This is a genomic window from Virgisporangium aurantiacum (assembly GCF_016863635.1).
GTDB classification, from domain to species: domain Bacteria; phylum Actinomycetota; class Actinomycetes; order Mycobacteriales; family Micromonosporaceae; genus Virgisporangium; species Virgisporangium aurantiacum.
In genome coordinates this window covers 16,351-27,609 of sequence record NZ_BOPG01000111.1, presented here as the reverse complement: position 1 = coordinate 27,609, position 11,259 = coordinate 16,351, and the positions used below count along the sequence as shown (strand labels likewise).

Annotated in this window: 4 protein-coding genes; all 4 read right to left on the bottom strand. The window is 69.7% G+C overall.

Going from position 1 to position 11,259, the window contains the following annotated elements:
* Positions 1-549, bottom strand: a 549-nt coding sequence (locus tag Vau01_RS58515) for a hypothetical protein (protein ID WP_204012305.1), incomplete at its 3' end; no start/stop codon positions are given.
* Between the two features lie 165 nt (positions 550-714).
* Positions 715-1,191 carry a hypothetical protein gene (locus Vau01_RS58510; protein WP_204012302.1) on the bottom strand — a complete coding sequence of 159 codons (477 nt, stop codon included), beginning with the start codon at positions 1,189-1,191 and terminating at the stop codon, positions 715-717.
* Positions 1,191-7,859: a polymorphic toxin-type HINT domain-containing protein gene (locus Vau01_RS58505; protein WP_204012300.1), complete on the bottom strand. Its 6,669-nt coding sequence runs from the start codon at positions 7,857-7,859 to the stop codon at positions 1,191-1,193. The genes Vau01_RS58510 and Vau01_RS58505 overlap by 1 nt, the downstream gene beginning before the upstream one ends.
* A gap of 17 nt (positions 7,860-7,876) precedes the next feature.
* Positions 7,877-11,215: a LamG domain-containing protein gene (locus tag Vau01_RS58500; RefSeq protein WP_204012298.1), complete on the bottom strand. Its 3,339-nt coding sequence runs from the start codon at positions 11,213-11,215 to the stop codon at positions 7,877-7,879.
* Positions 11,216-11,259: the final 44 nt, after the last annotated feature.

Genomic DNA, 11,259 nt, shown 5'->3' with positions numbered 1-11,259 from the left:
GCCAAGGTCGATCCGGCCGAGGTGCAGTTCGGAGTAGAAGACGTCGGTGCGGGTCGGGTGCGGCAGCTCCAGATGGAGCAGCTGAAGGGTCACCCCACTGGCGGGATCGTGGTGGACCGGGCCACCGCCCGCCCAGGTGTAGCCCTCGGGCACACCCCGAACCGTGACAGCCGTCACGACTCCGTCCCGGACGGGATTGTCGAGCGTACCTGCGGTGACGACGTTGCGCTGTGGACGGACGTCGCCTCCGAACGCGGCCGCGGTGTGAAACCGGTAGCCGCCGTCGGAGTCACGCCGGACGACGAGGGCTCCGTCCGGCCAGCCAGCGAGCCCGAGCCGGTCCCGCGTGGCGTCGGAGACGACCTCACGCGCGGCGCCGACCGACATGCCGGCGCACAGGCTCGACACCGGCCCGACGGCGGAGGTGCCGCCGTCCGACGTTCCGGCGTCAGCCATGTGGTCGACCAGCATGGCGGCGGTCGACAGAACCACCACGGCACCGGACACGACCCAGTACCGGGCCATCGACCGCACCCGCACTGTTCCCAACGCCAGCCTCCTCCGGTTGCTACGGATCGTGATCGGAGTTGACGCCCGCCTCGACAGCCATGATCGGCTCCAGGACATCAAGAAATGAATGCGGAATAGAGATTCCGTACCCATTTCCGGCTCGCCACGGAACGGAGGGTAGGAGGTCTGGCTTTCACAAACCTTTCATTCTTGGCCGGCCGGTGCGCCCTGGTGGCCATAGTGGAGCCGCAGTTCCTCGCGGATCGGCCCGCGAATGGGAACCCGTCTCCACCACCAGCCACGACCCGGGTCTACCCGCCCATCGACTCGCCCGGTACAGCCGTCATCATCGTGCTCGGTGAAGTCGGTGAAACGCCGATCCACCTCGGAGACCGCGGAATCGATCCGGCCGGCCAGTGTCGGGTCGAGACGCGAGATCGCCCCGGCAAGCCGGTCACGAATGATCAGTCCGGCGACGTAGTCGTGCGCTCCCCAGATCGAATGGTCGTCGGGCGGTAACAGAAGGTCCGCCTCGAACTTCGCCAGGTGTTCCCACCATGACCTGAGCACGTCGACCAGGCCGCGAGACGTCTCGGGCGAGACCGGAACGACGATGTCATCGAGCAGCAGGGCATCCGCGGCGGCGACTCGGCGGGGCAGCCATTCGTCGAAGCCGGTCATCAATTTCCCCCCGTGAAGTATGTTGTGCTCTTCCACGGCAGATCATAGTTGACGATCACTCTAACGCCTTTGTAGTCAAAGCTTGCCGCATTCTGATTACCTATCCTGACCGGCCCCGCATTCCTCAGCGTCGTTTCAATCTGCCCCAAGGAGGGCCGACCCATGGCGGGATTTCCCGCACCGGAGTGACCGTATGCGAACTGCACCATTTCATCCAGCGAGTAGTCCGTGCCATGGAACGGCCTGCCGCCTGGTGTCTTCCGGCCAAATGGTGTTCCGCAGAATGGTCCGTTGTTGTGGACGAGGATCGGGGTGTCGCCGGCCACGGCGTAGTAGGTGTGAATGTCGGCGACGGTGAGGTTGACGACCCGCGTCGACGCGGTCCACGCCTCGTTCGCGGTCACCCGGACGGTCGCTCCGGACGCCGTCTGCAGGGCCTGCCCGGCCACGATCTCGCCGGCGTCGACCCACCGACCCGGCTGCGGAAGCCAGAAGGGGTGCTTGTCGGTGGCGACGATCGTGCCGGTGGCGTCGCCCCGGTCGCCGTCGGTGTCGATGGTGAGTCGCACGAGGTGCTTGTCACCGGTGCCGACGATCGTGGCGACGACAGGTCTGTACCCGGTCTCGCCGGTCTCCGGGTCGGCCGCGAGCACGCCGTCACCGGTCCTGACGTCCTTGATGGGCCTGGTCGTACCGTCGGCCATGAGCACCGGTGTGTCCGGATCGAAGCTGTTGACCATGCACGTGAGGTTCTTGAGGGCGGGGATCCTGACCGCCGCGAACCGTCCGGCACCCATGACGGCCGTCATCAGGATCCCGTTGGTGTAGGCCTGGCACACCTCGCCGCAGTCGTAGAACGTCCGTGAGATGTACGCTCCGGTCGCCGCGCCCAGCGCGGAGTGCAGCGCCGTGCTGCAGCCCCGTTTGCTCTTGAGGCAGGCCATCGACATCGCCCGCAGCGAGCGCAGGACCGAGTCCTCGGCGTTGCTGGCGGCGTACGCCTCGTCGTACTGCACCGCGAAGTCGTAAGGGTCGGGGATCTCGTTGGGTTCGAGTTCGATCTCGTTGACGAAGTACGAGACCTTGTGGCCGTCGTTGACGGTGGTGAACGTGGACCCGTTCTTGAGTTTCCTCGTCGTGACGCCCGAGAGCTTCTTCTTGATCGTCGCGAGGTGCCGCCGGAGCGGTTCGAGGACCCGGAACGTGAACCGCTCGCGCTGGTACTGCTGCGGCGTGCCGAGCGACTTGTTGTAGCCGGCGTAGCCGCAGAGCACGCCGTCGGGTCCGCAGGCACGCATGCCGTTGGAGTCGGAGTAGCTGATGGGCGAGTTGTTGGCGTAGGCGTAGCCGTGCATCTGTTGCGGGTCGGCGGGGTCGAGCACGGGGTCGACGGAGGTGAACCGGCCGATGCCGGGGTCGTACTCACGGGCGCCCAGGTGCACCGTGCCGGTGGGGTCGGCGGTACCGCCGACGAATCCCCGCTCGTTCGCCCACGGTTGGGGCGCACCACGCGGCTCGCCGAACGGCAACTGCCGGCGCCGGCTCACCGCCTGCTTGTCCGACGTGTCGACGGCGATGTTCGCGGTGCCCTGGTGGTCCGGGACGAGCCAGGTGACGGCGGTGGCACTGCGTTGGGCGATGGTGGATCCGGCGAAGGTGTAGAAGCGCGTGCAGGTGACGCTGTTGGCGGCGAGCCGAAGCTCCATGCCGGGCAGGTACAGCGTGGTGCCGGTGGGATCGCGGCGGATCAGCCGGTTTCCGTCGGCATCGTAGAGGTACGAGGTCCGTCCGGCGGGATCGGTGACGCCGGTGAGAAGCCCTTCGGCGTCCCATTCGAGGGTCTGCTGGCCGCTGGCGACGGGCCGGGTGGTCATGTTGCCGGCGTTGTCGTAGGTGTAGCCGGTGGTGGTGGCGACGCCGTTGGTGGCGGCGGTCCGGCCGGTGACGGCGTGCGGTTTGCCGGTGCCCGCCGCCGGAGTGGCGTAGGTGGTGGTGACGTCACCGGTGGCCCGGTGGTCGACCTGACCGGTGCGGTTGCCGACCTTGTCGTAGGACCACGACTGCCAGTACGGCGCGGCGCCGCCCAGGCCGCCCACGGTCGGTGCGGCCTTGCAGTCCCCCGACGTCGGGGTCCACGCCGCGGTCATCCGGCGGAGGTGGTCGGTGGTGAAGCACTGGACATCCGCGGCGCCGCCGGCCGGGGTGTCGGCGATCCTGGTGGTGTTCCCGGCATCGTCGTAGGTGTAGGAGACGTCGGCGACCGAGCTCGGTGCGTTCTCGCGGATCACCTCGGTGCGGGTGAGCCGGCGGGTGCCCGCCTCGAACGTCGCGCCGATCTCGATGAACTTTCCGGTGGTCGCCCGCGCCATCGTGAGCACGGCCAGCTCGCCCAGCGTGGTGTAGGCCGCGTTCTCGACGTAGGTGTCGTTGGTGCCGCGTTTGAGCGCCGTCGGCTGGCCCAACGCGTCGTAGTCGATCCCGACCGTCTCCGGGAGGGACTGGTCGCCGGCGCCGGGCGACGTGACCGTCGAGACGCTCCCGTCGACCTTGTAGGTGGTGGCGAACTCGTAGGAGCGGCCGAGCGCGCCCTCGCCGGCGGGGATCGTGATGACGGTGCCGACGGGTTGACTGCGCGCGTTGTAGCCCGTGACCGTCGTGGTGTAGGCGTTGCGGCCGACCCAGCGGGTGCTGGTGGCCGGCAGGCCCCTGCCTCCCGGGGCGGTGTCGTAGGTCCAGGTGGCGAGCGTCGTGCCGCCTTCCGCCAGGCCGGTCTTGCGGCCGATGGCGTCGTAGGTGTAGGTGAGCGTCCGGCTGCGGGCGTCGGTGGCGGATACCCGCTCGTCGTGGTCGTTGTAGGTGAAGACGGTCTGCCCACGGTCAGGGTCGTCGGAGACCGTCTGGCGGCCGCGCACGTCGTACTGCCAGCTCCACCGGTTGCCGGCCGGATCGACGACGGACGTGAGCTGGTCCTTGGTGCGGTACGTGTACCTGGTCGCGTCGAACTCGCCCACCGGCTTGGCGCCCAGGTACTGCCGCAGTTCGGTCTTGCGGTCGCGGGCGTCGATGAGCGTGCTGGTCGCCGTGCCGCCGACGGGCGGGGTCACGTCGATCCGGTCGCCGGCGTAGTAGGTGCCGGTTCGCCACCGCTCGCCGCCGAACGAGCGGGAGATGTCCGCCACCGGTCGGCTCGCACCGTCGAACAGGGTCAGCCGCTGGCCGGGTACGGAGCCCTCGTCCGGGTTGACGATCGTGCCGCTCGGCGCGCCGGCGACCGGGTAGCTGGCGTTGGCCTTGTAGGCCCGCCCGACGCTGTCGTAGAACGTGTCGGTGACGATCCGTGCCCCGCTCTGCGGTGACGGCGACTGGGTCTGGCGTTCCCGGAGCAGTCCGTCGTAGACGGCGTACGCCGACCTCGTTCCGCCGTTCGGGGTCAACTCGGTGGCCTTCACCCAGGTTCCGGCGCGGCTGATCCGGTACTCGTAGGCGACGTCGGCCGGATCGGCCCGGTTCCGGCCGGGGTGCCACACGCCGGTGACCTTGCCCAGCGGGTCGTAGCGGACGTCGGTGCGGTTGCCGTTCGCGTCGACGGTGGCGGTGGTCGATCCCCACGCGGGCGAGTACTCGGTGACCACCGTGTGCGACATCGGGTCGGTGGTGGTCATCGACGTCGGTGCCGCCCCGGTCGCCGGGGTGTACGCGTTGGTGGCCTTGTTGTCCCTGGTGTCCCAGGTCTCGGTGGCCCGCCCGTAGGCGTCGTACGCCGACCGGGACACGGTGAGGTAGGTGGTTTTGCCGCCGGACCAGCTCTTGATCGACTCCGTGCGGGTCAGGTCTCCCTTCGTCGGTGGCGCACCGTGCCCCTGGCCGTCGAACCAGAACCGGGCGTCGGCGAGGATCTGCGACTCGGCCGTCGCGGTCTTGTCGCACGACAACGCGTACGACTCGCTGCGGCTGATGGCGGACATGTACCAGGCGTCGGTGTTGCGGCTGTAGGTGGTGACCGCGCACTCGTCGTCGGTGGGGGTGGCCTCGTCGCCGAGGTCGTTCACGCGCAGCGGCAGGCCGTACGCGTCGAAGGACGTCGCCATGGTCCTGACGCGAGCGGCGCGACCGGCGTCGAGGGTGGTGCGGTGGTGGGTGGCGCCGATCCGGCTGTACCGAGCCGTCACCGTCGTGCCGCCGGCGGTGCGGGTCGCCGTCGCCGCCGACGTCCACGGGTCGTTGATCAGCGTCTCGTGCGGCGAGGACCCGTTGTAGTTCGTCTCCTCCCGGGTCATTCCCGCCAGCGCGTCGAGGTCGTCCTCCGTGCCGCCGAGCGAGTCGGTGATCTGCACGGACCGGGTGCCCGTCGGCTGCTTGTCGCCGTGCATCCCGCGGAAGTACCGGCTCTCCGCGACGACCTGCTCACCCGACTTGCCCTTGGTCACCCGCACCGTGGCGTAGCCGCGGTACTCCGACCAGGTCTTGTACTTGTCGAGCGTCAGGCCGTCGTCGTCGTTGTAGTGCCAGGCCGCGTCGCCGACGTACTCGTAGCGGGTGTCGGTCAGCGGGGCGCCGCCGACGTGGTCGTTCTCCGTCACCTGGGCGACGACGTACTTGTGGAACCAGTCCGTCTTCGGATCCGCCCACCCGGTTGGCGTCCACACCGTGGGGAAGCACCGCAGGGTGTTCTCGTGCGCCGCCGGCATGGTCATGCCGTCGGTGCACTGCGCGGCGGCGTACGTGATGCCGATTTCGCCGCCGGTCTCGTTGCGGATCGACGAGAGGCGCCACCAGTTCATCGGTGGAAGCTGATCGGTCCCGGAGTCGACCCGGTTGTGCTTCTGAACGCCGGTGAACGACACGTCCGGCAGGGTCAGCGTGCTACCGACGTGGCCGGAGTGGCTGATCGACGCGAGCCACAGCCCGGCCCGGGTGTTGTCGCCGGGATCGGGGAAGGTGTGGTTCAACGTCCACGACTCCACCTGCTGGTGGGCGCCGTTGACCAGTACGTGGGTGGTCACCTTCGACAGCCGCCGCGCCGACCAGAACGTGGGGCTCCCGGTGAGACATGGTGTGCCGGTGCACTCCAGATCCCATGGCGTGTCCGGCCAGGTCGTGCCGTTGCGGGTGCCGCAGTTGGCCAGGCACCGGTCGGCGGTCGCCAGGCTGACCTGCATCGGCGCGGTGCCGAACTCGGCCTCGGTGCGGGTGCCGTAGTCGATCCGCTCCAGCCAGCCGCCCCGCGTGTACTTGCCGAGCTTGGTCGCGTTCGCCTCACGCGCGTAGTTGTTGCGTTCCTTCTGGTACCAGTACGACGCCGAGTTGCCGTGGGTGTCGACGACGTGGTCGAGGTTCCACCGCCATGCCTGGTAACACGACGATCCGGCGAACGTCGCCGCGTGACACGGCTCGCCCGGGTGGTTGCCGTACACCGGTACCGTCCACACGGACCGGGTCTCCGGCTTGCCGGCGGCCCAACCGGGCAGCCGGTTGCGGCCGAACCAGTACTGCACACCGTCGACGGTGGTCACGCGCCAGTACTCGCCGTTGTCGTCGCGGTCGTCGTCACCGTCGCCGCCGCCGAACAGGTGCTCGATCCGCGAACCGTTCTCGACCCTCGGCCGGTACGCCCCGGTCTTGTCGTCCCGGATCAGTTCCACGGTCTGGCCGTTCAACGACAGTGTCGCGTTGTCGGTCGCCCAGCACTGGTCGCCGGTTTTCGTCGTGTTGTTCGCGCCGTTGCCCGTGTCGTCGGAGCAGGCGCGGTAGGAGCGCTCGATGTAACCGACGCCGAGGTTGAAGCCCTCCCCCACCCAGGACGGCTGGTTGTTGCTGGCCGCGGTGCGCCCGTCGACGCTCTGCGCGGAGTACGACAGCGCCAGTTCCGGGGCGGGTCCGTTCAGCGCGGGCGGCACCCGCAGCGGGTAGGTCCAGCCGAAGTCGCCCGAGCTTCCGCCCGCCGTCCACTTTCCGGACGGGGCAAGGTCGGTCGCCTTGAAATCGCCGGTGCTGCCGGCCGGGCCGGCCTGCACGGCCAGCAGTGCCGCCGGCTCGGACGCGTCACCGATTGCCGCCACCGCGGTCAGCGCGGAACCGGTGTTCCGTGCCGCGAGCGGGGTTCCGAGGCACGCGGTGCTGTCCGGCGTGGACAGTGCGCACTCGGGGAGGGCGACGAGCCGTAGCCGGTTGCCGAAGTCGGCCCCGTAGGCCGACCGGAACCCGGAGATGTCCACCGACACCGACACCGTCGCCGACGTGGCCGCGCCGTCGGCCCGGCCCACCCGCACCAGCATCTCGGGCCGGCTGCCCCGGGCGGTTTTCGCCCCGTCGAGCACCTGTACCCGTACCGACATCGACGCCTGGTCGGCGGCCCCGGACGCCAGCCGCACCGGCAGTTTTCCGGCCCGCACGGCCGTGTCAGCGGTCGTTTCCGCGGCGACGTCCACCACTGCATCGCCCGGCCCCGGCCACACGGCCGCGGGCGCGTGCCGTGCGGCGGCCGCCTCGGCCGGGTCGGCCGCGTACGGCGTCGGAACCGCGTCGCGTACCGGAACCCGGGCATCGGTCTGCGGCTTCAACCGCCGACCCTCCGCCGCGGCCGCCGGCAACGCGACCGCCTGCACGAGCGTTGCGCACACCACCGGAACGAGCCCTGCTGCCAGCCGACGGATCCAGCGCACCCGCATCGGTGCCACCTCCGGGTTCATTGGTTGTAGAGGGCGACGACGTCGAGGTCGGTCGGCACGCCGGCGAGCACGCGGACGTCGTCGACGGCGCCGGCGAAGTAGTCCACCGGACCGTTGTCGTGGCGGGCGCGGCAGACGTTCAACACACCGCCGCCCCGCCACACCGACGGCACGGCAACGGTTCCTTGCAGCTGTCCGTCGACGTACAGGCGCGCCTGCCGCGCTCCGGCGTCGTACACACCGACCAGGTGCGTCCACCGACCGGTCTGCGGAGGGTTCGTCGACACCGCTCGGGCCGACGTCGGCACCGGAACGTCGGCCGGCGCGATCGACATCGACCACCGGTTCTCCTCCCAGGAGTACTGCAGGAAGAACGCGCTCGTCGCCGACCCGTCCACGCTCACCGCGGTCTGGAACCAGTTCAGGTTGTTGATCCGCACCCAGGCCGACACCGCGAAGCTCTGGTCGGTGTTGACCACCGGACCGGCGGTCGCGGCAAAGCCGGTCGTCCCGTTGCACGCCACGGCGAGTCCGGTGTCGCGGTGTCCCGTCGTGCCGGTGGTGCCGGCGGCCATGGTCAGCGGACGGTTGAAGCCCGACGAGTCGGCCGGCATCCCCGGGGTCCCCTCGAACCGCCAGTCGCCGACGGTGGTGAGCGTGTTCGCGAGTTCGGCGACCTCGGCCGGGTAGACCCGCCTGTCCCACAACCGCACGTCGGCGATGTCACCGATCCAGAAGTCGTGCGGCGCGCCCTCCCAGCGGCCCCGGCCGATCGTCACCGGACCGGCCGCGTTCCAGGGGACCGCGACCGTCATCGTGCGCGCCTCCCGGCCGTCGACGTACAGGGTTGCCTGGCGCGTGGCCGCGTCGTAGGTCCCCACCAGGTGCGTCCAGACGCCGACCCGGGCCGGCGTGGTCGCGGCCACCCTCGTCAGGGAGGTTCCGCGGGTGTCGGCGGCGGTGAAGTTGAACGACCATGCGTTGTTCACCTGGGAGTACTTCAGGTAGAAGCCGCTGGCGTTCGTGCCCTCCTGCGCCACCGCGGTGCGCGCGATGGTGGTGTCGGTGATCTTGACCCACGCGGCGACGCTGAAGCTCTTGTCGGTGTCCACCCGGGCCCCGTCGGCGGTCGCGTAGTTGCTCGTGCTGCCGTTGACGCCCAGCCCGGTCGCGCCACCCACGATCCGCCCCGGGCGGCCGAGCGTGCCGCCCGCGAGCGTCGCCGGATGCCCGTTGCCGGACGCGTCGGCCAGGGTCGTACCGGACCGCTCGTCCAGCGCCCACATGCCGACCGGTGGCCGTCCCGAGCCGACCCGGAACGGGTACTCGGCGATCGCCGAGGGGTTTCCGGCCCGGTCGACGGACTGCACGTACAGCTTGTTGGTGCCCCGCCGGTCCGGCGTGACCGCCGCGATCGCGTCGCCGCCGGGTCCGTTGGCGGCGACGTACGTCACTGGCGGGCTGGCCAGGCCGTACCGGTAACCGACGACATCGCTCACCTTGGCCGCTTCCAGCCTGAACGAGCCGCTGACACCGACACCGCCGTGCGTCTCGTCGCCTTTCGGATACAGGCCGTCAGCGGTGTCGATGATCGGTGGCGTGTCCGGTGGACTCGTGTCGACGCCGAACTCGCACCAACCGGTCGCCGGGCCCTCCAGTTCACCGTCACCGACCACGACGTGGAAGCCGTAGACCGTGCCCGAACTCAGCGGACCCGTCGTGATCTGGGACGTCGCGCCCGGTGTCACACCGCCCTGGTGGGCCCTCGTCCACGGTTCCTCATAGGTGCCGTCGCTTCTGCGCACCGTGTACCGGAAGAATCCGTCCAAGGCGTGGTCGTTGTCCACATCGGACAGTCGGGCCCGGAGGGTCGGCGTCCTGGTGGAGACCCACGGCCGGCCCTCGCCGTTGGCGCACGGCTTGTTCTCCACGGTCAGCGTGTCGGCGACGTTCGGGGACGAGTTGAACTCGACGCTCAGCGTCGTGCGGTTCTCGTCGAACTTCTTCCAGCCCTGGTTGATGTCGACCTCGTTGGCGGCGCGTAGGCCGAACGTCACCTGGCCGGCGGCCACGCCTCCCGCCACCGCCGCGGTCACCGCCGCACTGACCCACTCGCTGTAGCGACCGGTGTCACCGCAGTCGCTGTTGAACGCGCCGGCCATGCTCCAGTGCCAACTTCCGGCGTGGTTGTTCCAGGTGGTCGCCGACGAGAACGGATCAACCTGGTACAGGTCCGTCCACGTGTCGGTGCAGGAGTAGCTGTGCGTCAGGTAGGAGCTCATCCACGCCCGCTTGATGTGCTTGCCCCGCAACGGCGCCAGCGCGAACGAGAAGATCGACCGGTACCGCTCCCAGCCCTCCGGCGCGGCCTCCACGACGTAACCGACCTTCGCGTGCTGGTTACGGTCAAACGCCCAGTAGGACTGGCCCGAATGCCGCTCGTTGATCATCGTCCAGCTGTTGCCGATGCCCAGCGACGGGTCGACGAACACCGGATAGGTCGTACCCGGTCCGGTCAGCAACGACTGGTCCGGCGTCACCGACAACACCCCTTCGGTGAGCGTCATCGGCATCGTCGCCGACACGGGTACTGCGGCGGAGTCCCACATCATCGGAGCGCCCGACTCGGCGACGGTCGCGCCGTCCACATCGGACACCACCAGCCCGCGGTCCGGGGTGGCGCGGATTCCGAGCCCTTTCGCGGCCACCGTGAACCGCACCGTACGCAAGGCGGGCTGCGTCGCGGCCGCGCGCGACTTGACGACCAGCACCTTGGAGAAGCCGTCGACGGTCAACCGGACCTTCAGATCCACCCCGGGCAGCACCTCGGGGTACGTCGCGGTGTCATCCGCCAGCACCGGGGCCGGCAGCACACCCGGCCAACCCAACGACAGCTCGCCACCGTCACGCGTGAACCGCAGCACCGGCCCGGATCCACCACCCGAGAGCCGGGCCTTCAGCGGCGACGCCGTGGCGCCGACCGAACCGTCGGGCATGCGCCGCAACCGGGTGTCGACCGCCGACCACGACCCGTCCCCGTTACGCACCCGCACCGGGAAGGCGTTCAGCACCGCGGTGAGCGAGCCGCTCGGGTTGGCGTACACCTGGGCCGCTTCGGTCCGCAACCCGGTGACCTCGACCCGCTTTCCCGCGGTTCGGGCAACCCGGAGCGCGCCGATCTCGTCCGGCAGTTCGGTCGGTGCCGCCGTGGACGCGGGGGACGCCGTGGACGCCGTGGACTCGGCAGATGCCACCACCAACGGCACGAGCGACGCGAGAACGACGGCCATCACACCGGTGGCGCGCCACCGCGAACGGACTCCACCTGCGAGCATCGCCATCCCATCGATCGGCATCTGTCAGTCCGCCGACAATGAGATCACCAGGGCCCTTTCAACAA